Below are 26,584 nucleotides of genomic sequence, written 5' to 3' on the forward strand. Positions count from 1 at the left end.
GGGCGTCGCATCAGGTGGTGGATCGGTTGATAAAAAGTGGCCTGCGAGACGGCGTCAGACGCGGGTCCACTTCTGGTTGTTGGCGCCGGTGCACGACCAGATCTGCACCTTCGTGCCGTTGGCGGTGCCGCTGCTCGCCACGTCCAGGCACTTGTTCGCGCCGACCGCGGTGATCGTGCCGTCGGAGTTCAGGCGCCACTTCTGGTTGTTCTGGCCGTTGCAGTCCCAGATGATGACCGCGGTGCCGTCCGCCGTGCCGCCGCCGTTCACGTCCAGGCACTTGCTGCCGTAGACGCGAAGCTCGGACGCGCTGGTGGAGGTCCACTTCTGGTTGTTCCCGCCGTTGCAGTCCCAGATCAGCACCGTGGCGCCGTTGGTCTGCGAGGCACCGTTGACGTCCAGGCACCGGCCCGACGCCACACCCCGCAGCGAGTTCGTCCAACCCGCGGGCGGAGTCGGCGAGGCCGACGGAGACGCGGACGGGGACGGCGACGGAGAGGGAGAGCTGGAGGTGCCGGTGTCGAGGGTGAAGGCGTCCAGGTCGAACAGGTATCCCTGCCCGGTCGCCCCGCGGAACACCAGATACAGCGTGGTGGTCCCGGCCGGCGCGCCGCTGAGGTTCGCCGACACGTCGGCGAAGGTCTCCCAGCCGCCGGTGGGCGACACGTTCACCGTGCCCAGCAGCGTGCCGGTCGCGGAGCCCGCCCGCACCTCCAGCCGGCCGCCGACGCCACCGGACGACACCCGTGCGGTGATGCGCGTGGCGTTGGAGACGTTGTAGGGGGTGAAGGAGATCCAGTCGCCGTCGTCGGTGAAGCCGACGGTCTTGCCGCCCTCGGCGGTGGTGTGGTCGGCCGTCTGCACGCCCTGCTGGGCGCCGAAGTGCTCGGCCTGGCGGTGCCGCGGCTGCAGCGTCCGGACGACGGTGGTGGTCAGGCCGCCCTTGTCGGTGTAGGTCGCCTGCAGCACCCCGTAGATGTTGGCCGCCGAGTCGTGCTCACCGTCGACCGGCACCGCGATCGACCCGGAACACCCGGACTTGGAGGTGATCTGGTGGGCGTGGCTGTCGTGCCCCAGGAAGTAGGTGACCGTCACCGCCGAGCAGTCGATCGTCCCGTCCTCGGGGTCGGACACGGAGACCTGGAAGGGCACCGTGTCGCCGAAGGAGAACAACTGTCCCTCCACCGGCGAGGTGAGCGCGACCGACGGCGCGGTGTTGCCCACGTTCACGGTCACGCTCGCCGTGCCGGTCAGCCCCTGCGGGTCACGGACGGTCAGCGTCGCGGTGTAGGTGCCGTTGGTGTTGTAGGTCTTGCTCGGGTTGGCCGCCGTGGAGGTGGTCCCGTCCCCGAACGCCCAGGAGTAGCTCAGCGCGCCGCCCTCGGGGTCGGAGCTGCCCGAGGAGGAGAAGTTGACCGTCAGCGGCGCCGCGCCGGAGGTCTTGTCCGCCGAGGCCTTGGCGATCGGGTTGCGGTTGGCCTTGCCGATGTACTCGACCCGGTACAGCGCCTGGTTGTTGCTGCCGGTGCCGTAGTCCAGGACGTACAGCGCGCCGTCCGGGCCGAAGGCCATGTCCATCACCTGCGTCCCCGACCAGGGGAACGCGCTGATCTCGCCGTACCCGCCGTCGGAGCGGACCTCGATGGCCTTGATCCACTTGCGGCCGTACTCACCGGCGAAGAAACGCCCGTCCAGCGCCTGGGGGAACTTCACCGACGAGTTCAGGTTCGGGTCGTACCGGTAGACCGGCCCGCCCATCGGCGACTCGGACCCGCCGCCGAACTCCGGCGGTGAACCGGCGTCCCCTCCGTACCGGATCCAGGCCGGCCTGGCCGCCGGCAGCGTGGTGAGCCCGGTGTTGCGGAAGGAGTTGTTGGTCGGCCCGCCCGAGCAGTTGTACTTGGCGCCGGTGCTGTTGGTGGCGAAGTTCCACTCGTTGTAGGTCTCGTTCGTGCTGTTGGACCCGGTGCAGTACGGCCACCCGTAGTTCCCGGCGCTGGTGATGCGGTTGAACTCCACCTGCCCCTGCGGCCCGCGGTTGGAGTTGGTCGACCCCGCGTCCGGTCCGTAGTCGCCCAGGTAGACCACCCCGGTGGCCTTGTCCACGCTCATCCGGAACGGGTTGCGCAACCCCATCGCGTAGATCTCCGGGCGCGTCTTGGCCGTGCCCGGCGGGAACAGGTTCCCGCTCGGGATCGTGTACGTCCCGTCGGCCTGCGGCTTGATCCGCAGCAGCTTGCCCCGCAGGTCGTTGGTGTTGGCCGCGGTGCGCTGCACGTCGTACTGCGGGTTGCGGTCCGTGCGCTCGTCCAGCGGCGAGTATCCGGCCGACTCGAACGGGTTGCTGTCGTCGCCCGTGGTCAGGTAGAGGTTCCCGGCCGCGTCGAAGTCGATGTCACCACCCACGTGGCAGCACATGCCACGGTCGTTGGCGACCTCCAGCACGACCTTCTCACTGCTCAGGTCCAGCGTGTCGTCGGACTTGAGCGTGAAGCGGGAGAGGTTCAGGTGCCCCTTCCACTGGTCGAACTGCGACTGTGAGCCGCTGGAGGGGGCGTCGCCGGTCGGGGTGCTCAGCCGCGGCGAGTAGTACAGCCAGACGTAGCGGTTGGTCGCGAAGTTCGGGTCGACCGCGACCCCCTGCAACCCCTCCTCGTCGTGGGTGTAGACGTTCAGCTTGGCGGCCACCTTCGTGGTGCCGTTGACGTCGGTGATCCGCAGCGTGCCGTCACGGGCGGTGTGCAGCACCGACCGGTTCGGCAGCACCGCCAGCGACATCGCCTCACCCAGTTCCCCGCCACCGGTCGCCAGGGCGACCTGCTGGTAGTCGGAGGCCGGGATCGTCAGCGCGTTCGCCGCCGGGACATTGAGCGCCATCGGCAGAGGAGCCAGCAGCGCCAGCGTGGCCAGCATCACCGGCCACGGACGTCGGGACATAAGGGGGGTTCCTTCCTGACATGAGAGATGCAGTCGGGCAAAGGCGCGCGCCGCCGCGCTGTTGCCGGTGGACGGGGTTTAGGGAGGGGTGCCGCCTCCGGTTCGGTTCGTGGTCAGACGCGGGTCCACTTCTGGTTGGTGCCGCCGGTGCACGACCAGATCTGGACCCTGGTGCCGTTGGCGGTGCCGTTCCCGGACACGTCCAGGCACTTGTTCGCGCCGACGGCGGTGATGCTGCCGTCGGAGTTGAGCCGCCACTTCTGGTTGTTCTGGCCGTTGCAGTCCCAGATGATCACCGCGGTGCCGTCGGCGGTGCCGCCGCCGTTGACGTCCAGGCACTTGTTGCCGTAGACCCGCAGCTCGCCCGCGCTGGTGGAGGTCCACTTCTGGTTGTTCTGGCCGTTGCAGTCCCAGATCAGCACCGTCGCGCCGTTGGCCTGGGAGGCGCCGTTGACGTCCAGGCACCGGCCCGACGCCACACCCCTGAGCGCGCTCGTGCCCCCCGCGGGCGGAGTGCCCGACGGAGTCGAGGTGGGCGTCGAGGTGGGTGTGGAGGTCGGGGTCGAGGTCGGGCTGGCCGTCGGACCGCCGCCGGGCGGGTCGAGCGGACAGCTGGCCATGTACTTCGAGACGCCGTTCGCGTTGGTCAGCGACGGGCACAGGAACGGCGCGTAACGGGTGTCCCTGTCGACGAACAGCTTCAGCCAGACCATCATGGTGCGCGCGAAGGCGCCCGAGTTGCCGCCGCCGCCCCCGGCGGGGAAGCCGTGCCCCTCGTTCGCGATCTCGACGTACGCGCGCTCCACGCTGCCGGGGATCGTGTTGTACGCGCTCTGCGCGTACTGCGGGGTCACCGTTCCGTCGGTCTGGCCGGCGAAGATGATCGTGGGGCTCTTGATGCCCGACAGGCTGCCGTCGGGCACGTACGGCGCCTGCCCGACCGCGGTCAGCAGCGAGGGCCGCTGGTTGGCCGCGAGGATGGCCCCGCCGCCGCCCATCGAGTGGCCGCCCACCGCCAGCCGGCCCCGGTCGACCCGGTCCCGTACGGAGCTGCTGTTGACCAGGTAGTCCAGCGCGGCGAGCAACTGGGCGGCCCGGGCGTCGGCGTAGTCGTTGAGGGTGTTGGTCTCGATCCCGATCACGACGAACCCGAACGAGGCGAGCCTCGGGCCCTGCCAGGCGTAGTAGCTCCAGGCGGTGCCGAAGCCGGGGGCGATCGCGATGGCGCCGAAGGTGCCCTGGCTGGTGTCGGTCGGGTAGTAGATGACCCCGCCGCCGAATCCGTTGCCCCTGGGCACGGTCACCTGGGCGGTGGCGAAGGGACCGCGGTCCGCGGCGATGCTCGCCGCGGTGGGCGCGGGCCCGCGCTGGTAGGGGTTGTCGGCGGCGGACGCGGTGGACGGCCACCCCGCCGCGCCGGCCATCACCAGGAGGACGGCCACGATCCCGGCGAGGACGGCTGCGAAGCGCCTCGGTCCGGCGTCGTACGCGAAGAGGGCCCGGCGGGAAGCCGGCTCCGGGGCTTGCGGTGGGGACACTACTGCTCCTGCGGGATGGGAGTCGGCGGCGGCCGCCGTGCCGTGTTCCGCCGGGGTGAGGGGTCACCCCGGCGGAGCCTCGAAGGTCACATGCGTCGGAAGCTCTCCGGGAGCGTCGCGGGTGTCAGACGCGGGTCCACTTCTGGTTGTTGGCGCCGGTGCACGACCAGATCTGCACCTTCGTGCCGTTGGCGGTGCCGTTGCCGGACACGTCCAGGCACTTGTTCGCCCCGACCGCGGTGATCGTGCCGTCGGAGTTCAGGCGCCACTTCTGGTTGTTCTGCCCGTTGCAGTCCCAGATGATCACCGCGGTGCCGTCCGCCGTGCCCGCGCCGTTCACGTCCAGGCACTTGTTGCCGTAGACGCGAAGCTCAGTCGCGCTGGTGGAGGTCCACTTCTGGTTGTTCTGGCCGTTGCAGTCCCAGATCAGCACCGTCGCTCCGTTCGACTGCGACGCACCGTTGACGTCCAGGCACCGGCCCGACGCCACGCCCTTGAGCGAGCTCGTGCTCCCGGCGGGCGGAGTGGGCGAGGCCGACGGGGAGGCCGACGGCGACGACGTGCCGCTCTGGGGCCCGGCGGCCGCCATCACGGCCTGCGCACCGGACGGCCAGTTGCCGCCGGAGACGACGACGTTGTTGTTGACGACGTTGCCGCGGTCGCCGTTCGTGATGTTGGTGCTGCTGTTGGTCGACCAGTTGCCGGTGACGGTGAAGTTCCCCATGTTCTCACCGCCCCAGTAGTTGGCCGTGGCCCAGGTGCCGGTGTTCGACAGGACGTTGTTCCTGACGGTGTAGTACTTCGAGCCCTCGTCGAAGTAGACGCCGAAATAGCCGTTGGTCCGCAGGCAGTAGTTGTCGCTGATCACAGCGCCGGGGTTCCAGGACAGCGTGTAGATGCACCCGCCGTCGGTCATCTGCTGCATGACGTCGTGCACGTAGTTGCCGACGAGCTTGTTGCCGGACGCGGTGGTGGCCGTGGTGTACCGCGGCTGGTAGTTGTACAGCCCGCGGTTGGTGTAGCTGTTGTTGCCGCCGGGCTCGTTGGCGCCCCAGCCGTAGCCGATCGACATGCCGGTGTACGGCAGGTTGTAGACCTCGTTGTGCGACACGTCCGAGGTGGTGACGTAGGTGGTCAGGACCGAGACGATGCCCCGGTAGTCCAGGCCGAGGTCGTGGATCCGGTTGTTGCTGACCGTGATGTTCCGGTTGACCATCCGCTGGTCGCTCGGGTGGTGCGCGTCGGCGCGCACCCCGCCGGCCACGACGCCGCCGGCCGAGTTGCGGGCGATCTCGGACCGGGTGACCGTGATGTCGCTCGCGCCCAGGCCCACACCGCTGGCGTGCGCGTTCGCGTCGTTGCCGATGCCGATGGCCGTCTGGCCCAGATTGACGAACTGCGAGTCGGTGAACGTGATGTTGTTCGCGGCGGAGACCTGGACCGCGGCGGGCATCTGGTACCAGTTCGGCCGCGCGGACTCGAACGCCTGGCAGCCCTCCTGGCAGGAGGTCAGCCTGTCGGCGGGCCAGTTGTAGTTGCCCGCGATGTAGGAGCCGGTCTGCTGGTCCGCGAAGCCCTGGTTGCTGCTGGGCCCGAGCCAGGTCGTGCCGGTGAACGTGATGCCGCTGAACGTGATGTGGTGCGCGGGCGAGTCATAGGTGCCGCCGACGTCGACCAGCGACTGCAGCACCGGCAGCTCGACGCTGACGTTGTTGATGTTCTGCCCGGACGCCGGGATGTAGTACAGGACGCCGGTCCCGGGGTTGATGTACCACTCACCTGGGGAGTCCAGGAACTCGTACGCGTTCTCCAGGTAGAGCGCGCCCGCCCGGTGCGGCTGGCTGAAGGTGTCGTACCCGAAGGTGTTGTTGTTCCAGCCGGGCTGCTGCATCGTGATGAAGTTGCCGCTGATGCTCTGCACCGTCACGTACCGGTCGGTGAACGAGCCGACGCTCTCCATCTCGACCCGGTTCTGGTTGGCCAGACTGTTCAGATAGCTCAGCGCGCTGCTGCTGAACCTCATCCCGGTGGTGGTCGCGGTGAAGTCGTTCCGGTTCACCTGGGTGCGGGCGCGCGTGGCGAGGGCGCCGTTGACGTACAGCTGCCGGGTGTCGATCCCCGTGCCGACGTTGGCGCGCCAGATGTTCTTCCCGGCGTCCGCCTGTGACCAGCCCGTGACCGCCCGGGCCCCGCTGATGGCGGGATGGGCGCCCGCCGCCGCCTGCCACCTGACCGTGTAGCCGTTGTTCCCGGAGTCGGCGGAGGTCAGCCGGAGCGGGGAGGAGAGCCGGTACACCCCGTCGGCCAGCTGAACGACGATGTCGCCGGACATGGAGCCGTTCAACGACCGCACCGCCGTCTGCGCCGCGGGCAGCGAGCACGGCTCGGCCGAGGTGCAGGCGGTGCCGGTGCCCGAAGGGGACGCGTAGAGGGTCGTGGTGGCCGCGAAGGCCGAGGCGGCCGGGGCGACGAGGGCGAACGCCGCGGCCAGCGCCGCGGCGACGACGCCGGTCAGGACCGGCCTCAGCGCCGTGACGGGCGAAGATCGTTGCACGGTGGTTCCTTGGGGGGTAGGGGTGCGGTCAGGTCACGCCCTCCTCCGGCAGGTGACGCCCTCCTGAGGAGGAGACCGTCGTCGGACGCGGAGGTGTACGACGACGGCCGGCTGTGCGGATCCGGACCAATTACGATCGGAGCACCAAGGACCCGTCAAGACCTTAAGCCCACTCATTTCACACAGCGCACATTCAGGTCCCGGGTACAGTGAACCGTTTTCCATCACTCACCTGCGGTAACGCCCTCCACGCACGCGTCCCGCTCCTGGCTGCCGAAAATGAACCGTTCACATGTGTCGTACTGATCGGATCCGTCTCCGGGAGGGCGGGAAGGGCGCCCCGATCGGTCATACTTCTGCAGGGATGGCGAGGAGGAGGCGCGGTGACCGACACCCCGCGTGAGGGCGGATACCGGCCGGGCTACGAGGTGGCCGCGGAGCAGGTGCTGGAGTTGATCGCCCGGCTTGGCCTGCGTCCGGGTGACCGCATGCCGACGGAGAACGACCTGGCCGGACAGCTGGGCACCAGCCGCACCGTCGTGCGCGAGGCGGTGAAGATCCTGTCGGCGCTCGGCCGGGTGCGCGCCCAGAAGGGCCGGGGCCTGTACGTCGCCGACGACGAGGGCATGCTGGGCGCCGGGCGGCTGGCGTCGTTCTTCCTCCCCACCGACCTCGACCACGTCTACATGCTGTTCGAGTTCCGGCGCGCCCAGGAGATGGAGACCAGCCGGCTGGCCGCCCGCCGCGCCACTCCCGCCGAGCTCAGAGCCGTCGAGGAGGCCGCCGCCGTGTGCCGCCACGGCTTCGACACCGGGCGCCAGGACCTGTTCGACGAGGGCGACGACGCCTTCCACACCGCCATCGCCACGGCCTCGCACAACATGTTCCTCCAGATCGCCGTACGCGAGGCGCGGCGGCTGCAGGCCCAGTCGAGCCTCATCGGGCTGCGCGGCTCGGTCGGCGGGCACGCTGCCAAGGCCGTCGAGGAGCACGACGCCATCTACCAGGCGATTCGCGCCGGTGACGCGGAAGCGGCGGCCCACGCCGCCGCGACTCACATCGACAACACCCTGGACGACTACCGCAGGGAAATCCAGCAGCGCCTCTTCTCGTCCGACTGACCCCGGCAGGCCATGAGCCGCCCGGACCGGCCTTGACAGGCGGTCCGTGTGTCGTGTGTGCTTCGCTGTACACCGCACCATCTCGCAGCGGATCCGGTGCGATGGCGAATCGATTCGCATACGCCGCTTCGCATCCGTCGTGACGCCGACGGCCTGCGGGCGGATCCCGCCCTGTCCGCTGCTCCCCGATCTCTGCTCCCTGCTCACGCGGTCTCCGGTGCGGCCCCGCGGTTCTCCGAGCGCGGGGCCGCACCGGCCCTATCCCCCCAAGGAGTACCCACGATGGAACCCTCATCCGTTCCCTTACCGGACCGCGCGCCGCACGGACGGCGCTCCCGGGCGGCCGTCATCTCGTCTGCTGTGGCGGTGCTGACCACCCTCCTGGCCGCCGCTTTGAGCTGGTCGGCGCCCGCTTCGGCGGCGACCACGCCACTGGTGGGCGTGGGGTCGGGCCGGTGCCTTGACGTCAACGGCGCGTCGCAGTCGAACGGCGCGACGGTGCTGATCTGGGACTGCAACGGCCAGAACAACCAGCAGTGGACGACCACCAGCGCGTCCGAGCTGCGCGTCTACGGCAGCAAGTGCCTCGACGTGAACGGCGCGGGCACGGCGGACGGTACCGCGGTGATCATCTGGGACTGCAACGGGCAGAACAACCAGAAGTGGCGCTTCAACTCCGACGGCAGCATCACCGCGGTCGGCGCGAACAAGTGCCTGGACGTGTCCGGCAACGGCACCGCCAACGGCACCAGGGTCCAGATCTGGTCGTGCACCGGCGCCAGCAACCAGAAGTGGACCACCGGGGGGCAGCCCACCACGTCGCCCAGCGCCTCGCCGAGCGCGACCCCCACCACGTCGCCCACACCGCCGCCGCCCGGCGCGCGCCCGTGCGACATCTACGCCTCGGGCGGCACGCCGTGCGTGGCCGCGCACAGCACGACGCGGGCGCTGTACGGCGCCTACAACGGCAACCTGTACCAGGTGCGGCGTTCCTCGGACAACACCACCCGCAACATCGCCGTCCTGACCGCGGGCGGCGTCGCCAACGCGGCGGCCCAGGACTCGTTCTGCTCCGGCACCACCTGCGTCGTCACCGTCGTGTACGACCAGTCCGGGCGGGGCAACGACCTGTGGTACCAGGGATCCAGCGTGGTCCCCGGCTCTCCCCAGAGCAAGCCGGCGGTCGCGACCACCGAGTCGCTCACCGTCGGGGGCAACAAGGCGTACTCGCTGTACATCAACCCCGGCAACAGCTACTGGCGGGACGGCCACCTGACCGGCGTCCCCACCGGCAGCGCGCCCGAGGGCATGTACATGGTGACCAGCGGCACCCACGTCAACAGCGGCTGCTGCTTCGACTACGGCAACAGCGAGACCACCCGCAAGGCCGACGCCGCCGGAGCCATGGACGCCATCAACTTCAGCAAGCAGTGCTGGTTCGGCGGCTGCTCCGGAAGCGGCCCGTGGGTCCAGGCCGACCTCGAATGGGGTCTGTTCCCGGGCGGCAGCCAGTCGTGGAACCCCAACCAGAGGGCCTTCACCAGCAAGTTCGTCACCGCCACCCTGAAGAACAACGGCACGTCCCGGTTCGCGATGAAGGGCAGCAACGCCCAGTCCGGCAGCCTCTACACGCTGTACGACGGCTCGCTCCCCGGCGGCTACAGCCCGATGAAGAAGCAGGGCGCGATCATCCTGGGCAGCGGCGGCGACTGCTGCAAGCCCGACGGCGGCGCCAACCTCAGCGCCGGCACCTTCTACGAGGGCGCGATGGTCGCCGGGTACCCCTCCGACGCCACCGAGAACGCGATCCAGGCCGAGATCGTGGCGGCCGGCTACCGCTAGACCCCGTCCCGCCGCGGCCCGGACCCCGGGCCGCGGCGGCGGGCCACCCTCGCAGCGGCCTGAAAGAGTACGACTTAGTTTCACCGAACGGCCGTCTTTTCGCGGATGCCTGCGGAGATGAGTAGCACTCATCGCGATCACGGTGGAATCGCACGAGGGACCAGAATCACCAGATCAACCGGCTGTGAAGCCGAAACCTACGGCCTGCGACCCGGGAGAACCGGCGCTGTCGGCGGTGAAAAGAGCATTCTTATGCTCTTGACTGATTTGTTGACTGGGACCGTAATGTGCCTGAGGCTCCGGGACACCTCATCCGACACTCGACACAGCACAGAAAGTTGCGTGACTTGAGGTACAAATCCATCTTCACCGCGGTCACCGCGGCGGCGCTTCTCACCCTGGGAACGGCGGGTGTGGCACTCGGCGGCACCGCGTCCACCACCCACAGCGCCGTCGCCGCCGCGGCGACGGCCGGCTGCGGCAAGACTCCGACGCTGAGGAGCGGCACGCAGTCGATCACGACCAGCGGAAAGAACCGCAGCTTCATCCTGAGGATCCCCGACAACTACAACAACACCAACCCGTACCGGTTGGTCTTCGGGTTCCACTGGAACGGCGGCACCGCCAACGACGTCGACTCGGGCGGCACCAGCGGGTACGTCTGGTCCTACTACGGGACCAGGGCGCTGTCGAACAACACCACGATCTTCGTCGCGCCCCAGGGCTTCAACAACGGCTGGGCCAACTCGGGCGGCGAGGACGTCGTCTTCGTCGACGACATGATCCGGCGGCTCGAGTCGGACCTGTGCATCGACACCACCCAGCGCTTCGCCATGGGCTTCAGCTACGGCGGCGGCATGAGCTACTCGCTCGCCTGCTCCCGGCCCACCGTGTTCCGCGCGGTGGCGGTCTACTCCGGCGGACAGCTCAGCGGGTGCAGCGGCGGCACCGAGCCCGTCGCGTACCTCGGTTTCCACGGCCTCCGCGACCCGGTGCTCAACATCTCCCAGGGCCGGTCGCTGCGGGACAGGTTCGTCAGGAACAACGGCTGCACGCCCCAGAACCCGCCGGAGCCGGCGCAGGGCAGCCTGACGCACATCGTCACCTACTACTCGGGGTGCCGGGCCGGCTATCCGGTCGCGTGGGCGGCGTTCGACGCGGGCCACACGCCCAACCCGGTGGACGGGAAGTCCGGCGACTACGAGCCGGGTGAGAACTCCTGGACCCGAGCGGTGACGTGGAACTTCTTCACGCAGTTCAGCGGCAACTCGACGCCTTCGGCGACTCCCAGCACGACTCCCAGCTCGACGCCCTCTTCGACTCCGACGGGCCCCTCGGGCGGCACGAACTCCCTCAGGGGCGTGGCGTCCAACCGCTGCCTGGACGTCAACGGCGCTTCGCAGACCAACGGCGCCACGGTGCTGATCTGGGACTGCAACGGCCAGAACAACCAGAAGTGGACCTCCACCAGCGCGTCCGAGCTTCGCGTCTACGGCAACAAGTGCCTTGACGTGAACGGCGCCGGCACCGCCGACGGCACCGCGGTCATCATCTGGGACTGCAACGGCCAGAACAACCAGAAGTGGCGCTTCAACTCCGACGGCAGCATCACCGCCGTCGGCGCCAACAAGTGCCTGGACGTGTCGGGCAACGGCACCGCCAACGGCACGAAGGTGCAGATCTGGTCGTGCACCGGCGCCAACAACCAGAAGTGGACCCGCGTCTGAGTCCAGCACCTGATCGGGTGCCGATGACGTCACCCAGCTGAAGAAGGCCGGTCCGCCTCACGACGGACCGGCCTTTTTCACACCTCGGATGCCGGCCGGTGGGCTCTGCAATTTTCAGCGGTCCGCCGCCGGCGGAAGGTCTCCGTACGGCGTCCGCCCAGGTGCCGCGGGGCTCCGGCCACCCGGTTGGGAAAGGGGGATTACCTTCTCCCCCGCATATGTACACAGGCGCGATGATCGCCGAGTGTTGGGGAGCCGGCGCCCGCGGGAATCCGACCACGGCGCCGGGCCACGCAGCCCGTCGCCTCACGCTGGAGACGATCACCCATGCCACGCGGTGACACCCGGTTCCTCCACGTGCTCCTGACGGCGGAGCTGTCCGCCCGTTCCCTCTACGTCAGGAGAGCTCCATGAAGCCAGCAGGCGTGTTGTTCGCCGCCGTCGTCGCGACGCTGCTCGGCGTGGTGCCCGGCGCGTCCGCCGGGGCCGCCACGCCATCCGTCGCATCCGCCAACCTGCTCGGAGGCAGCTGCTCGCCCAGCCTCTACTTCACCCGGACCGGTGGCGCCGCCGTCGCGGTGAACGCCTCCATCACCTGCTCCTCATCGGTCGACTACCTCCAGGCCGATGTCCAGCTCCGCCGCTCCGGCAGCACCGTGGCGAGCAACGTCTGCGGGACCACCGACTGGTCGGTCTCCTGCGATGCCGGGGTCGCCTGCCAGTCCGGCTCCTACCAGGCCTCCGCCCAGTTCCAGGCGTACAGCACCTCCGGCTACGGGGACTACACCACCTATACGACCGCGGTCTACACCATCACCTGCTGATCCCGGCCGCCGGAGCAGGTCGCCCGGGCTGGATCGGGCCGGGGTCAGTGGACGAACGACACCGCGATGCCGAGTCCGTCGGCCAGGCCGGTGCCGCTGTCGGTGAAGGTACGCCGCGGCGGCGTGTTGCCGCCGGCCAGCCGGTCGAAGGCCAGGATGCTGCCGGGGCTGCTGAACGGGGCCGCTTTGGTGAGCACGTAGATGGTGCCGTCGACCTGGCTGCCGGCGATGCCCGTGATCACCTTTCCGGCCAGGCCGGTCGCCGGCCCGGAGATCACACGTACCGGTGCGGCGTCCCCGCTCGCGTTGCCGGCGTACACGTTGATGCGGGTCTGCTGGCCCTGGCTGACGGCCACGTAGAGCCGGCCGGTGAAGGCGGAGTAGGCGACCGCGAGCTGGTCGCAGGTGCTGGAGCAGCTGCCCAGACCGGTGTGCGGCCCGGCGATGACCCGCACCGGTGTGGCGCTGCCGGACGGGCCCCCGTTGAAGAACTCCACCGCGTTGCCGTTCGCACGCACCACTCCGGCGATCACGTGTCCGGACGTGTCCGTGGTCAGTACGCCCGGCCACGGGTGGAACGTCTCGTCCAGCGGGATCTGGCGTACCGCGGGCACCGTGTAGAGGTTCGCGGCCGTGCCCCTGGCACCCGGCGCGGCCACCGCGATCACCGCCTCGGCCTGGCCGGTCGTCACGTACGCGTACCCCGCGCTGTCCACGGCCACCGCCCGGGAATCAGGTCCCGCGACACGGAACATCCGGCCCGGCGTCGTGGCGCCCGGTGAGTAGACGAAGGTGGTCGCGTCCGACAGGAAGCTCTGCGCGTACGCGTTCCCGCTGATGTCGAAGGCGATCCCCCACGGCCCCCAGTAGGTGTTCGGGTCGCCCGGGTCGGCCAGTTGCCGTACTGGAGCTACGGCGCCCGTGCTACCGGCCGGATAGGCCGTCACCGGACCGTGGGCGTTCGCCACGTAGACGAACTCCGGACCGCCGGTGGGGTACGGCGACGGACTCGCGGTGGGGTACGGCGACGGACTGGCGAGAAGCCCGGCCGTGGCCCTGGCCGTGGCGAAGCCGCCCGGCCACCCCGTAGTCACCACGATCGCGAGCGCGGCCGCGACACCGGCCACACCCAACCGCCTCGACACAGCGCTCAGCATGCGCACAACGTCCTACTGCACCGGCCGCGAGGCAACGGCGCGATACATGTGGACACATCCCCCGCCACGAAGTGGTCGTCTGAATTTCCCCACGCTCCGTGATCTGCTGCGGTAGCGGCCGACAACCCCGCCTCTACCTCCCTGCTCATTGACGACTCACGGCAAATGAATATTCATCCGTACCTCGGCACGAAGGCGGGGACGACGCTTCGCCACGGCGCTGAGACCGGCACATCCGCCTCCAAGCCGAACCGGGAGTTCGCGCCCCCGGTTCTGTCCACATGCTTTGAGGACGCAGCGAATTGCTACCGGAAATGCTTCGCCGACGCCGCGTCGCGGGCCTGGCGCGCCAGCCTTGCCGCCCTCTCTTCCAGAATCTCCGGATGCCGCGGTGCTGGTCCTTAATGCGTTGCCCGACGCGGGGCGTTCTCCGGATCATGTGGGTGTGGCACGGCTTGCGCATGGTGTGGTGACCGGGCGCGGGCAACGGGTGTGGTCCGTTGGTCCGGGTCCAGAGCCGGCGATCGGGGCGCCGGTCGTGGTGGGGTCGGCGGGGGCTGATCCGGGATGTGCCGTCGCGGAACTGGCCAGGCTGGTGGAGCTGGGCGGGGTGGAGGTCGCGGGGGCCGGTATCGACCTCGGGGACGGGTTCGTCTCCGCCCGGGCCGCGGGTGCGCGCGGTGACCGGCGAGACGCGGTGCTGGCGGCGCTACGGGTGCTGGGGATCGACGGCGTGGAGCGGCTCGGCGGCCGCGCGACGGGTGCTGGTGGCGCTGTTCGGGCCCGCGGCGACCAAGCCGGTGGGTGCGGCGGCGGTCGAGGCCGTCACGGAGGGGCGGTGGGCGGCCCTGGAACTGGCGTCGGCGGCGAGCGATCTGCTCGGCCCGGAGCAGCTGGAACGCGTCCTCAGCCTGGAAGGGCTGGAGGGCGCGAGGTCGCGGGTCAGGCCGTCCGTGCTGGCCGATCATCTGGGCAGGGTACTGGGATCGTTCCCGCCGAGACGGCGGCTGGACCTGCTGCTCGACCTGTGGACGCAGGTCACAGCGCGCCGGGACGCGGCGCGCCGCCGCGAGCGGACCCTGGCGACCCAGGCCCGCCAGAGCCGGGTGGACGACCTGTCTCAGCGGTACACCCGCCATGAGGACGACCTGCTGCTCTCCGACGTCCGCCTGGACATCGGCCACGAACCGTCAGTGGCCGAGGCGGCCCGCTGGATCCCGCAGACCTGGCACTGGCACAAGTATCTCGACAAGGCGCTGCACGACGCGATCGCCGTCACCGCGCTGCTGCGCGCCGCCACCGCGGTGGCCGACCACGGCGTGCACGAAGGGCTGGCCCGATGCGAGCCCGAACTCACCGCCGCCGCCTCCCTGATGAATGACTGGACAGCAGGGCACGCCGCCCGCCACGTACCCGGGCTGACGGGGCTTCCGGCCCGCCCGGGCTGCCTTGTCCGGGACCTGCTCCGCGGCCGGTCGGACGACCTGGTCGCCCAGCGGCTGGCCAGGGCGCGCGACTACGGCATCGTGGTCATGGAGGCCGTCACGAAGCTCCTGCACGCGGTCCCCGACTCGACGAGTGAGTGGGATGGGTGGGGTCTGCGAGAGTGGCGGGCCGCGGCCGGATACACCCGCCCGCCCGACCGGTGGGAGCAGCCCCCGCTGTTCGGCGGCGACCCGCTCGCGGGCCGGCCCGCCGACAGCGAGACCGGACGCGACCTGCTCTGGTACGCCGACCTGGCCGACGCCCTCGCCCGGTTGCACGGGCATGACGCGGCCGTCATCGACTACACCGACACCGTTCCCGGCGTCGACTACAACCCGCGGCCCGCCCGCCCCGAACCGTTCATCCCGCGCCTGGATTCCATCGCGTCGGCGGTCGCCGGCGCCGCCCAGCTCGTCTCGCTCGGCGCGTCCCCACCGCAGCTCTGCCGCGACTGGACCGAACTGGTCAACGGGCTCGTCGACAGCGTCGGAATCGCAGTGGCCACGACCGGCACGTTCCGGGTGCCGGCGCCGCTGGCCGCCTGGGACGGGCGCCTGGTCCCCGGCACCAAGGTCAGGATCGACTGGGCCCGCGACCCTCGCACGCTCGCCGACTGGGCGTCCTACATGGGCAACTGCATCGCCGGGCCGCATTATGTCGGCGACGCGGCCAAGGGCCGGTGCGGCCTGGCGGCGCTGCGCGACCGGGAGGGCCGCATCATCGCCAACCTCGAGGTCCGGCCGGTGCGCGGTGGCTGGCGCGTCGCGGAACTCCAGGCCAGGTTCAACACAGACCCCGAAGCGGCGCTGGACAAGCGGGTCCGGCACTGGGCGGCGCGGATCCCGCCGCCCGCCGTACCCGAGCCCGAGCCCGAGCCCACGGTGCGTGCAGCCCGGGCCCCCTCGGGCCGCCCGACGGGCAGGCGGCCGCACGACCGTGTACTCCGTGAGGTCGGCGAGCCCCTGATCCTGCTCGTCCAGGACGCCATGACCGCCCCCGAGGCCGTACAGGCGGCCCGGACCCTGGAAGTCCTTCACGGCGGCCTGTCCGCGGCGACAGCCTTGCGGCGCCTGGGCCCGGACCGGATCACCCCGGTGTGTCGCGACGCGCTGGTCGGCGTGGGCCTGGCCAGGCTGTGGAGGGCCACCGCGAGCCGCCCCCTGGCGAACGCGCTGGCCGCGCTGGACGTCGGTCACAAGGAGGCCGAGCTGCTCGGCCTCCTTGTGACCGACGCGCCGCTGCCCGGCCTCCTGCGCACGCTCGCCCGCCATCCCGTGATCGCACCGGCCCGCTCGGCGGAGCTGGTCGCGCGCAGGATCCGTGCGGCTCTCGGCCGGCTTGCCCGAGACGGGGACCCCGCACTCGCCCTAAGTGTCACCCTGCAGGCCGACACCGCGCTGCTCTGCGCGCTCGTCGTCGCGGTCACCTCCTGGGGTGCCGCGTCGCACACGACCCGCGTCACCTCGCCCGGCAGGACCGATGTGCCCGGGTTTCCCGGCAGCGATATGAACGACCCCGACGGCCCCTGGCAGCGCGCGTTGCCCGATGCCCGCGAGCTGGGTGCCGACATCGAGGCGTTCTGGGAGCACGTCGCCGTGGGCGGGTTGCGCGCCCACGAACGGTGGCTGGGCAACGGCGGATGGCCCGCGCTCTGGGCCAGGGCCGCCCGGCTGCGGGCTCTCCCCACGGCCTCACCGCCCCTGTGACCAGCACGTCTCCTTGCGCAACCGGGACGCACCGGGTCAGGCGCCGCGCTGCGCCAGCAACAGATAGGTCAAGATCTCCGGGTAGACCATCGGGGACGGCTGGATCTCGCAGCGGAAGCCGCGCGCCTCCAGCAGCTCCCTGATTTCGGCCATTCGGCCGTGCAGGTCCTGGACCTCCAGCACCATGTTGTCGATGCGGTCCCACTGGCCGTCGGCGATGCCGCGCAGCACCTCCAGCTCGGCGCCCTCCACGTCGACCTTCATCAGGTCGATGTGCGCCAGGCCGGACAGGTGGCTCTCCAGGCGGCGGACCGGCACGGTCAGGTACTCGGGCTCGTACTGCGCGGTCACATCCCAGTCGGGATGCCGCTCCTTGACCACGCTGACCTGCAACGCCTTGTCCTCGGGATAGCGCGTGGAGTTGCCCGGCATGTTCGGGTAGTGCACGAAGGTCGTGTCCTCGACACGCTCACCGATGGCCTCCCGGACGACGCGGACCCCGGACAGCCCGTGCAGCTCGATGTTGCGGCACAGGTAGTCGGCGGTTCGCGGCACCGGCTCGAAGGCAAGGATCGAGGCGCCCGGCCACTGCCGCTTGGCGAAGACCGTGAACATGCCGATGTTCGCGCCGACGTCGACGATCGTGGGGCTCTCTGAGAGGGAGAACTGGTCGTAGCATTCGTGCTCGAAGATCTCCTGGTACTGGAAATTCGCCTCGTGCTCGACCGGGGCGTACAGCTCCAGCCCGTCGTCGCCCAGCACGCGCAGGTCGTCGGCCCTCACGATGTCCACTGGTCTCTCCCGGAGTGATGGGTGGGTGATTCCACCGGCCGGAGCTCCCAGGAGAGCCGGCTGGAGGGGGCGTACGCCGCGGAGGCGGCGAACTGTTCGGGGCGGTGAGGAAAGGCCTACGAGGGGCGCCGATGCCCAGGAAGGTCAGCCCCGGACGGGTGAGTAGCAGCGCGGTGACGGCGGCGGCCCGCGGGTCGCACCGGTATCCGTGTGCGACGTGGTCGCCAGCCGGTCAGATCTCGCCGACCGCACTCAGCGGGCAGGGCTTGCCGGGCGTGGTCGCGACCACGAGTGCCTCGCCGTTGGCGGACGGCCGCGGTTGACAGCCGTACGGCCGGTGCGCGCGGAACGGCCCGGCCTTGCTCAGGTTTCCCGCGTGCCATCCTCGTCGTCAAAGGGGGTGATCATGGTCGCTCCCACTTCCTTGAGTCGATCGGGCTACGCCCCGCTACCGTCTCCCGGGGCGTTGGCGGGCTCGATACTCCACCGAGCCCGACGGCCCGGATCTGCGTGAAGGCTTAACACAACGATGGTCAACTCAGTTGAGTTCGGTGTCAAGACGCATCCATCGACACCCGCTGATCTCAACTCCGTACAGCCCTGACATTGGCCGGCCGGAGATACACCCGGGTTTTGCCGCTGGCGGGCGCGTTAGCCTTGATCACGTGGTGTGGCCGCCGGTCGGCTCCAAGGGCCGTACGGTTCTACGGCGTCCATGGTCGTTGTCACTCCGGCTGGCGCACGATCACAGCAGCTCGCGTAGGCGCTCAGAAGTAAGGCCGGCCGATCTCGATCGAGTTCCACACTGTCGTCGAGCACGCGGAGTTCCGGCAGTACGGCTCCGGCTGAGCGCAATCGATCCAGGCGGACGCCCACGCACTGAGAACGGTCGTCTCCCAGGGAATGCGAAAGGCCGACCCGCTGGACAGCGGCCCGGCCTTCTGAGCTGGACGAACGTGGTGGGCGATACTGGGATCGAACCAGTGACCTCTTCGGTGTGAACGAAGCGCTCTCCCGCTGAGCTAATCGCCCGGGATCATCCGCGCCTCGCGGCGCCGACGGGGAAAACCATACCGCACCCGAGGGGGTGATGGCGAAAGGACGGGACGGCCGAGCCCGGGCGAGCCGGATCGTCCCGCCTTCGTCAACACCTTCGAAAGGTTCGCCAGACCATCCCCAGCGTGGGGGTGTGGTGTCATAGCATCGTGATGCTCCATGCTCGACCCATACGCACGACCTGAGATCAATCGCCCGCAACGGCATCGCCTGCGCGGTCCCGCCGACACGCAAAGCAGAGGTAAGGACGAGCCTGTTGGTGATGTTTGAGCTGGTAGATGACCGAATGTCAAGCTGTGATGTGCGTTACAGAAGGGCCTGGAGGCGGAATCTTTCCTACGGGTCTCTTCGTTCGTCCTCGTAGCGCGAGCGCGCGGTGGAGCCCCGCATCAACAGTGAGACGCAGTGATAGCCCCTGACAGGGGACCCGACGACGAAAAGGTTTGGCTGACGATGAACAGCACCACCGTCTCTGCCGAGCTGGGCCTTCGGCTCGTGGTCCCCGACCGTACGACCGTCCCCCTGCTCGCCGGCCTGAGCTACACGGCTGAAGATCCGTACGCCATCCGGATGGCCTTCCATGTGGGGAATGACGAGCCGGTCGAGTGGATCTTCGCCCGCGAGCTGCTGACCGTGGGCATCGTGCGGCGCGTCGGAGACGGGGACGTCCAGGTGTGGCCGGCCCGGTCGGACGGCGAGCGCACGCTGAACATCAGCCTCACCTCGCCCTTCGGGCAGGCCCTCTTCGAGGTGCCCCTGGCCCCCCTCACCGAGTTCCTGCACCGCACCTACGAACTCGTCCCGGCCGGCCGTGAGACCGACTTCATGGACCTGGACGAGGAGCTCACCAACATGCTCTGGAGTTCCTGAACCACCCCCGGGGCACGCGAGGCCCCGTGACTCACCCCAACCGTTACCGAAGCGGTCCGCACGGGCCGCCCGTACGACATAGCGTCCATACGTGGAGATCTACCGCGGGTTCAAGGACGCCGTACGGGCGTCACGGCCGAAGGCCGTGCTGGCGGCGACCGCCCTCCTCCTGACGGCGGCCTGCACAGGCGGAGGCGGGCCCGAGCAGGCGGCTCCCTCCACGCTTCCGGGCCAGGACGAGATCCGCCACAGCCCCAACCTCAAGGTGGTCGCGAACGTCCCCCTGACGGCCCCGTTCGACGGGCCGGAGGACTGGGGCACCGACATGGCCTTCCAGGGCCGGTACGCCTTCGTGGGCAACTACCGGGGCTTCACGGTGCACGACATCGGCGATCCGGCGCATCCCAAGGTGGTCGCGCGGGTCGTGTGCCCCGGCGGGCAGAACGACATCTCCGTCTCCGGCGACCTGCTCTTCCTGTCCGTCGACCAGGCCCGTACGGACGACACCTGCGAGAGCGAGGCCGGCGACCCGATGGCCGAGGCCGAGTGGGAGGGCATCCGCGTCTTCGACATCTCCGACAAGGCCCACCCGCGATACCTGAAGGCCGTGCGCACCGAGTGCGGGTCGCACACGCACACGATCGTTCCGGGCCGCGACGCCGGCACGCTGTACCTCTACGTCTCCTCCCCCGGCCCCGAGCCGGGCTCGGCCAACTGCCCTCCGCCGCACCGGAACATCTCGATCGTGAAGGTGCCCGTCGACGATCCCGGCAAGGCGCGGGTGGTGGCCACGCCCGAACTGTTCGCCGCCCGCGAGCCCGGCGGCGCGGACGACGACGACCTCGCCGGCGGCTGCCACGACATCACGGCCTACCCGGAGAAGGGCCTGGCCGCCGCGGCGTGCTTCGGCGACGGCGTGCTGCTCGACATCTCCGACCCCGTGCGCCCCGAGGTGCTCCAGACCGTACGGGACGAGGCGAACTTCTCCATCTGGCACTCGGCCACCTTCGACAACGCGGGGACCAAGGTCGTCTTCAGCGACGAGATGGGCGGCGGCATGGCCCCCACCTGCCTGTCCTCCGTGAGCCCCACCCGGGGCGCGGACGCGGTCTACACACTGACGACGGACCGCAGGCTCGTCCGCCGGGGCTACTTCAAGATCCCCCGGACACAGGGCGCCAAGGAGAACTGCGTGGCCCACAACGGCGCGCTGGTGCCCGTTCCGGGCCGGGACGTGATGGTCCAGGCGTGGTACATGGGCGGCGTCTCGGTCTGGGACTTCACCGACGCCGCCCGTCCCCGGGAGATCGCCTACTTCGAGCGCGGCCCGCTCGCGCCGGAGCTCCAGCTCGGCGGGTCGTGGTCGGCCTACTACTACAACGGCTACGTCTACTCCAGCGACATCACCAAGGGGCTGGACGTCCTGCGCCTCGACGACCCGCTGACCGATCCCGCCGAGAAGGTGCGGCTCACCGAGTTCAACGCGCAGAGCCAGCGGTCCTACTGACTGTCACGCCGACACGCCGACACGCCGACACCCGTCACGGGTCGAGGTCGCCCGCCGCGCGCTCGGCGAAGACCTTCATGGCCTCCAGCGTGACCGGCCCGGGCGCCTGCGGCAGCACCCTGCCGTCCACGGCCCTGATCGGCTGGATGTCGCGGGTGGTGGAGGTGAGGAACGCCTCGTCCGCCTCGTACAGCGCCGAGATCGGCAGGTCGGCCTCCTCCCCGCCGCACCATTCGAGCGTGAGCGCGCGGGTGACCCCGGCGAGGCAGCCGGAGGCGAGCGTCGGCGTGACCAGGCGGCCGCCGGTGACGACGAAGATGTTGCTCCCGGTGCCCTCGCACAGGTTCCCGGCGAGGTTCTCGAAGATCGCCTCGGCGCCGCCGCGCTCCTTGGCGTACGCCAGGGCCTTGGCGTTGTCGCCGTACGACGTGCTCTTGACCCCGGCCAGCGCGCCGCGCTCGTTGCGGGGCCAGGGCACGACGGTGACGTCGGCGGTGGCGGGGAACGGCGCCTGCTCGCCCACGATGACGATCGCGTTCGTCCCGGCGGTCCCGCGGTCGGAGCCGAGCGGCCCCGGCCCGCTGGTGAAGGTGATCCTGATCCGGGCCAGCGCCCACTTCGGCGCGGCCGCGAGGACGCGGCGCACCCCGTCGGCGATCGCGGACAGGTCGGGCTCGGGCAGGTCCATCCGCTTCGCCGACAGCGCGAGCCGGTCGAGGTGCCGGGTGAGTGCGAAGGACTCGCCGTTCACCGCCTTGATCGTCTCGAACACGCCGTCGCCGACCATCAGCCCGTGGTCGAAGACCGAGACCACGGCCTTGTCGGGTTCGTACAGGTCCCCGTTCACCCAGATCGGTACAGCCATCTCCCCGCTCCGTTCGTTCCTAGCCGCTGTCGCCGTCACCCGAGGCGAGACCGATGAGCCGCGCGGCCTTCAGCTCCGTCTCGTGCCATTCCCGCCGTGGGTTGGAACCCCAGGTGATGCCCGCCCCCGTGCCGAACCGGATCGTCTCGTGCTCCGCCCAGAAGGTGCGGATGCCCACCGCCAGCACCCCCTCGCGCCGGTCGGCGTCGACCCAGCCCACGGCCCCACAGTACGGCCCCCGAGGCTCTGGTTCGAGCTCACCGATGATCCGCAGCGCGGAGGATTTCGGCGCGCCGGTCACCGAACCGGGCGGGAAGGTCGCGGCGAACAGGTCCGGCCAGCCGGCGCCGCCCGTCAGCCGCGCCCGCACCGTGGAGACCAGGTGGACGAGCCCGGGGTGCTCCTCGACCGCGTACAGCGAGGGCACGGTCACCGAGCCTACCTCGGCCACCCGGCCGAGGTCGTTGCGGACCAGGTCGACGATCATGAGGTTCTCGGCGTAGTCCTTGTCGAGCAGGTCGTCCGCCGTCACCCCGGTCCCCTTGATCGGCCGGGACTCGATCATCGCGCCGCGCCGGGACAGGTACAGCTCGGGCGAGGCCGACACCACCGTGAGGCCCGGCACGTCGACCACCGCCGCGTATGGCGCGGGGTTGCCCTCGGCCAGCCGTGCGGCGAGGGCCAGGGGGTCGGCGCCCGGGACCGGCAGCGGCGCGGACAGGACGCGGCACAGGTTGGCCTGGTAGACCTCTCCCCGCTCGATGTGGTCCCTGATGCGCCGCACGCCCCGCTCGTAGCCCTCCCGGTCGAGCGAGGTCGTCCAGGCGTCCCGGGCGGGGCCGCGCCAGGGGCCGTCCGGCGCCGGGAGCGGGGCGGGCCGCACGGAGTCGAACCGCGCGCAGACGACCTTCCCCTCGTACGACACCACCACCGCCCACCAGCCGGAGCCGTCGAGGGCGGCCAGATCGGTGGTCACCTCACGCAGACCGGTGGCGAGGCGTCCCCCGATGTGGGCGAAGGGGTCGTGCACGCGTCCATTGTCGCAATCCCTCACCCGTGTCCGGCCCCTCGGCGGCGGGGCCGTCTTCCGTCAGGCGCGTCCCACCGCCCGGAGACCGGCCCCTTCGCCCAGCAGGCCGAGCAGCGCGGACGCGGCGGGCAGGGGCGCGGTGCGCGGCAGGGCCGCGTAGACCGTCCGCCGCGGGGCGAACTCGCCGAGCGAGCGCAGCGCCACGTCGGGCCGTACGGCGGGCACGGCCATGGCCGGGACGAGCGTCACCCCGAGCCCGGCCGCCACGTAGCCGAGCTTGCCGGTCCACTCCGCGATCCGCAGGTCGACCCTCGGCGCGAAGCCCGCCCGGGCGCAGGCGGCGCCGAGCATGGTCACCGTGCCGGGAGGGGCGCCCTCGATCCAGCTCTCGTCCCGCAGGTCGCGCAGGTCGACCGTCCCCCTTCCGGCCAGCGGGTGGTCGCCGGGGAGCGCGACGAGCAGTTCGTCCTCCATCAGGCGGGTGACCTCGACCTCCGGCCCGGCTCCCAGGCCGGAGGGGTAGTCGCTGACCACCGCGATGTCGATCTCGGCCCGGCCCAGGCCGTCCATGAGGTGGGTGCTGAGGCCCTCGACCATGGTGACGGTCACCTCCGGGCGGGCCGCGCGCAGTTCCCGCAGGGCGGCGGGCACCAGCACGGCGTTCGCGGTGGCGAAGGCTCCGACGCGCAGCCGCCCGCCCGTGCCCTGGTGGATCGCGGCGAGCTCCTCCCCCGCCCGGCCGAGCCGTTCGAGCACCTCACGGGCGTAGCGGTGCAGTGTCCGGCCCGCCGGCGTCAGCCGTACCCCCCGGGGCAGCCGCGCGAACAGCGGGCCGCCCGCCTGGGCCTCCAGGGTCGCGATGCGCCGGGACACGGCTGACTGGGTGTAGTTGAGCTGCAGGGCGGCCGCGGTGAACGACCCGGTGCGGGCCACGACGTCGAGCAGCACAAGCGCGTCGGTGTCGAACATGCTCCGATCCATGAGCGAGGGAGATGAGTGCCATGCAATCTAGTCGCTGGTGGAATGGATTGTTCCTCCCATAACGTCCCAGGACATGATTGCTTTTCTGGGGCTGGGACGCATGGGCGTCCCAATGGCCGGACGCCTCGTCACCGCCGGTCACAAGGTGGCCGTGTGGAACCGTACGCCACGGGACGTGCCGGGCGCGGAGGCGGCCCCCTCCCCGGCCGAGGCCGTCGCGGGGGCGGACATCGTGATCACCATGCTGAGCGATCCCGACGCGGTCTTCGAGGTGGTACGGGCGACGTTGCCGGGGCTGCGGCCGGGGTCGGTGCTGGTGGAGATGTCCACGATCGGCCCGGACGCGGTGCGGCGGCTGCGCGGGCTGCTCCCCGAGGCCGTGGGGCTGGTCGACGCGCCGGTGCTCGGCAGCGTGGGCCCCGCCGCCGAAGGGACGCTGGTCGTGCTCACCGGCGGCCGGCGGGAGGATCTCGACCGCGTGGCGGACGTGCTGCCCGTCTTCGGCACGGTGCACGAGGCGGGCGGGCCGGGAGCGGGGGCATCGACCAAGCTCGCGGTGATGAGCATGGTGGTGACCGCCCAGGTGAACCTGGCCGAGACCCTGGCGTACGCGGACGCGCTGGGCGTCGGCCGGACCGCCCTGCTGGATGTCCTCGGGGCGACCCCGCTGGCCGCGCTGGCGGAGCGGCTGCGACCCGTGGCCGAGTCGGGCCCGTTCGAGACGCGGTACGCCCTGGGGCTGGCCGCCAAGGACCTGCGGCTGGCGACCGAGGGGCCGGGGGTGGTCCAGTCGGTGGCCGCCGCGGCCCGCGACCGGCTGGCGGAGGCGGTCGCGGCAGGCCTGGCGGGCGAGGATCTCACGGCCGTCTTCCCCTTCGCGGCGAGCGCGGGCTCCGCGCCCGGGCAGGGGTGACGGCCTTCCGGTAGGGGCCGGTCAGGCGAGGGGCCCGACGGCGGACTCGGCGGCGGCGGCCACGGTGCCGCTCGCGACGAGCCGGACGACCGCCTCGATCTCCGGCGCCAGGAAGCGGTCCTGCCCGGGTCCGGCCACCGCCTCGCGCAGCGCCGCGACGACCGCGCCCGTCCCCCGCGCCGGTTCGTACGGCCGGCGCAGGTCGAGCGCCCGCGCGGCGGTGAGCACCTCGATCGCGAGCACGCGGGTGAGCCCGTCGACGGCGCGGCGCAGCTTGCGCCCGGCCGACCAGCCCATCGAGACGTGGTCCTCCTGCATCGCGGAGCTCGGGATCGAGTCCGCACTCGCCGGGACCGCCAGCCGCTTGAGCTCGGACACGATCGCCGCCTGGGTGTACTGCGCGATCATGTGGCCCGAGTCGACGCCCGGATCGTCGGCGAGGAACGCCGGAAGGCCGTGGCTGCGGGCCACGTCGAGCATGCGGTCGGTGCGCCGCTCGGAGATCGAGGCGAGGTCGGCCGCCGCGATGGCCAGGAAGTCCAGCACGTACGCCACGGGGGCGCCGTGGAAGTTGCCGTTGGACTCGACCCGGCCGTCGGCGAGCACCACCGGGTTGTCGATCGCGCTCGCCATCTCCCGGGCGGCCACGGCCGACGCGTGGGCGAGGGTGTCCCGGGCGGCCCCGGCGACCTGCGGCGCGCAGCGCAGGGAGTAGGCGTCCTGGACGCGGGTGCACGAGCCGTCGCGGTGCGAGGCCATCACGCCCGATCCCGCGAGCAGCGCCCGCATGTTGGCCGCGGCCAGGGCCTGGCCGGGGTGGGGCCGCAACGCCTGGAGATCGGCCGCGAACACGTAGTCGGTGCCGAGCAGCGCCTCCACGCTCATGGCCGCGCCGATGTCGGCGGTGGTGAGGAGCGTGGACAGGTCGTGCAGCGCCAGCACGAGCATGCCGAGCATGCCGTCGGTGCCGTTGACCAGGGCCAGCCCTTCCTTGGCGGCGAGCTCGACGGGCTCGACGCCGTGTTCCTTGAGCGCCTCGGCGGCCGGCCGCAGGCGTCCCCCGGCGTCCCGCACGACCCCTTCACCCATGATCGTCAGGGCGACGTGGGAGAGCGGCGCGAGATCCCCCGAGCAGCCGAGGCTGCCGTACTCGTGGACGACCGGGGTGAGCCGGGCGTTCAGCAGCGACTCCAGCACCCGGGCCGTGACCGGGCGTACGCCGGTGTGCCCGGTGGCGAGCGTGCGCAGGCGCAGCAGCATCATGGCCCGGACGACCTCGGTCTCCACCTCGGGCCCGGAGCCCGCCGCGTGCGAGCGGACGAGGCTGCGCTGGAGCCGGGCGCGCAGCGAGGGGTCGATGTGCCGGGTGGCGAGCGCGCCGAAGCCCGTGGAGACACCGTACGCCGGGGTGTCGGCCTCGGCCAGCTCCTCGATCCTCCCCCGCGACGCGGCCATCTCGGCGATCGCGTCGTCCGTCAGCCGCACCGGCGCTCCGTCCCTCGCGACGCGGACCACGTCGGCGAAGGCGAGCGGCCCGGGACCGACGGCCACGACCTCGTCGTCGTGCATCGTCCCACCCCTTCGTTTGGTAACCACCGTATTTTAGATTAGGTCCTTACATCCGGGGATTCTCTCCAGCCCCTCCCGTCCCGGCCCCATCAGCCGGAGTCCGGCTCCCA

The 26,584-nt window shown here is 70.7% G+C and carries 17 protein-coding genes and 1 tRNA gene; 8 read left to right on the forward strand and 10 right to left on the reverse strand.

Annotated features, from left to right (window positions below):
* Positions 1-54 precede the first annotated feature (54 nt).
* The 3 genes from HHX37_RS05925 to HHX37_RS37590 form a co-directional block, all read right to left on the reverse strand.
* Positions 55-2,937, reverse strand: coding sequence for a lectin (locus tag HHX37_RS05925; protein ID WP_182884772.1), 2,883 nt, complete (start codon positions 2,935-2,937; stop codon positions 55-57).
* A 113-nt stretch (positions 2,938-3,050) separates the two neighbouring features.
* Positions 3,051-4,475, reverse strand: a complete 1,425-nt coding sequence (locus HHX37_RS36290) for an RICIN domain-containing protein (protein ID WP_310740276.1) — start codon at positions 4,473-4,475, stop codon at positions 3,051-3,053.
* A 124-nt stretch (positions 4,476-4,599) separates the two neighbouring features.
* Positions 4,600-7,029, reverse strand: coding sequence for an RICIN domain-containing protein (locus tag HHX37_RS37590; RefSeq protein ID WP_182880252.1), 2,430 nt, complete (start codon positions 7,027-7,029; stop codon positions 4,600-4,602).
* A 383-nt stretch (positions 7,030-7,412) separates the two neighbouring features.
* On the opposite strand from HHX37_RS37590, the gene HHX37_RS05940 reads away from it, so the two are divergent.
* The 4 genes from HHX37_RS05940 to HHX37_RS05955 all read left to right on the forward strand — a co-directional run bounded on the left by HHX37_RS05940 (position 7,413) and on the right by HHX37_RS05955 (position 12,543).
* Entirely contained in the window at positions 7,413-8,150 is a 738-nt protein-coding gene (locus HHX37_RS05940) for a FadR/GntR family transcriptional regulator (protein ID WP_208758869.1), read from the forward strand.
* A gap of 366 nt (positions 8,151-8,516) precedes the next feature.
* Positions 8,517-9,992, forward strand: a complete 1,476-nt coding sequence (locus tag HHX37_RS05945; RefSeq protein WP_220502629.1) for an arabinofuranosidase catalytic domain-containing protein — start codon at positions 8,517-8,519, stop codon at positions 9,990-9,992.
* A gap of 347 nt (positions 9,993-10,339) precedes the next feature.
* Entirely contained in the window at positions 10,340-11,719 is a 1,380-nt protein-coding gene (locus HHX37_RS05950; protein WP_259403396.1) for a lectin, read from the forward strand.
* A gap of 410 nt (positions 11,720-12,129) precedes the next feature.
* Positions 12,130-12,543 carry a hypothetical protein gene (locus tag HHX37_RS05955; protein WP_182884774.1) on the forward strand — a complete coding sequence of 138 codons (414 nt, stop codon included), beginning with the start codon at positions 12,130-12,132 and terminating at the stop codon, positions 12,541-12,543.
* 44 nt (positions 12,544-12,587) lie between these two features.
* On the opposite strand, the gene HHX37_RS05960 is transcribed toward HHX37_RS05955, so the two are convergent.
* Positions 12,588-13,688 carry a hypothetical protein gene (locus HHX37_RS05960; protein WP_182880250.1) on the reverse strand — a complete coding sequence of 367 codons (1,101 nt, stop codon included), beginning with the start codon at positions 13,686-13,688 and terminating at the stop codon, positions 12,588-12,590.
* 692 nt (positions 13,689-14,380) lie between these two features.
* On the opposite strand from HHX37_RS05960, the gene HHX37_RS05965 reads away from it, so the two are divergent.
* Positions 14,381-16,891 carry a hypothetical protein gene (locus HHX37_RS05965; protein ID WP_182884775.1) on the forward strand — a complete coding sequence of 837 codons (2,511 nt, stop codon included), beginning with the start codon at positions 14,381-14,383 and terminating at the stop codon, positions 16,889-16,891.
* A gap of 36 nt (positions 16,892-16,927) precedes the next feature.
* Here HHX37_RS05965 and HHX37_RS05970 read toward each other — a convergent pair whose 3' ends face one another.
* Both HHX37_RS05970 and HHX37_RS05975 read right to left on the reverse strand, forming a co-directional pair.
* Positions 16,928-17,683 carry an FkbM family methyltransferase gene (locus HHX37_RS05970; protein WP_182884776.1) on the reverse strand — a complete coding sequence of 252 codons (756 nt, stop codon included), beginning with the start codon at positions 17,681-17,683 and terminating at the stop codon, positions 16,928-16,930.
* Positions 17,684-18,640: 957 nt separating this feature from the next.
* A tRNA-Val gene (locus tag HHX37_RS05975) sits at positions 18,641-18,715 on the reverse strand.
* A gap of 477 nt (positions 18,716-19,192) precedes the next feature.
* On the opposite strand from HHX37_RS05975, the gene HHX37_RS05980 reads away from it, so the two are divergent.
* Together HHX37_RS05980 and HHX37_RS05985 are read left to right on the forward strand one after the other, a co-directional pair.
* Positions 19,193-19,609: an SsgA family sporulation/cell division regulator gene (locus HHX37_RS05980; protein ID WP_036329836.1), complete on the forward strand. Its 417-nt coding sequence runs from the start codon at positions 19,193-19,195 to the stop codon at positions 19,607-19,609.
* Between the two features lie 91 nt (positions 19,610-19,700).
* The gene (locus HHX37_RS05985) at positions 19,701-21,116 is read left to right on the forward strand and encodes a hypothetical protein (RefSeq protein WP_310740277.1); all 1,416 of its coding nucleotides are present in this window, start codon (positions 19,701-19,703) and stop codon (positions 21,114-21,116) included.
* Between the two features lie 34 nt (positions 21,117-21,150).
* Here HHX37_RS05985 and HHX37_RS05990 read toward each other — a convergent pair whose 3' ends face one another.
* From HHX37_RS05990 to HHX37_RS06000, 3 genes are read right to left on the reverse strand one after another with little or no spacing between them, the layout of a single operon-like run.
* Positions 21,151-21,981 carry an aminotransferase class IV gene (locus tag HHX37_RS05990; protein WP_111700231.1) on the reverse strand — a complete coding sequence of 277 codons (831 nt, stop codon included), beginning with the start codon at positions 21,979-21,981 and terminating at the stop codon, positions 21,151-21,153.
* A gap of 19 nt (positions 21,982-22,000) precedes the next feature.
* A complete protein-coding gene (locus HHX37_RS05995) occupies positions 22,001-23,011 on the reverse strand; it encodes a chorismate-binding protein (RefSeq protein ID WP_182884777.1) in 1,011 nt (336 codons plus the stop codon).
* A gap of 60 nt (positions 23,012-23,071) precedes the next feature.
* Positions 23,072-23,980 (reverse strand): LysR family transcriptional regulator, encoded by a 909-nt coding sequence (locus HHX37_RS06000; protein ID WP_182884778.1) that lies wholly within the window; start codon positions 23,978-23,980, stop codon positions 23,072-23,074.
* Between the two features lie 85 nt (positions 23,981-24,065).
* Here HHX37_RS06000 and HHX37_RS06005 point away from each other — a divergent pair, with 85 nt between their 5' ends.
* Positions 24,066-24,905 carry an NAD(P)-dependent oxidoreductase gene (locus HHX37_RS06005; protein WP_182884779.1) on the forward strand — a complete coding sequence of 280 codons (840 nt, stop codon included), beginning with the start codon at positions 24,066-24,068 and terminating at the stop codon, positions 24,903-24,905.
* Positions 24,906-24,926: 21 nt separating this feature from the next.
* On the opposite strand, the gene hutH is transcribed toward HHX37_RS06005, so the two are convergent.
* Positions 24,927-26,474, reverse strand: a complete 1,548-nt coding sequence (gene hutH / locus HHX37_RS06010; protein WP_111700235.1) for a histidine ammonia-lyase — start codon at positions 26,472-26,474, stop codon at positions 24,927-24,929.
* Between the last annotated feature and the right edge of the window lie 110 nt (positions 26,475-26,584).

Source organism: Microbispora sp. H10885 (assembly GCF_014161415.1).
GTDB lineage: Bacteria > Actinomycetota > Actinomycetes > Streptosporangiales > Streptosporangiaceae > Microbispora > Microbispora triticiradicis.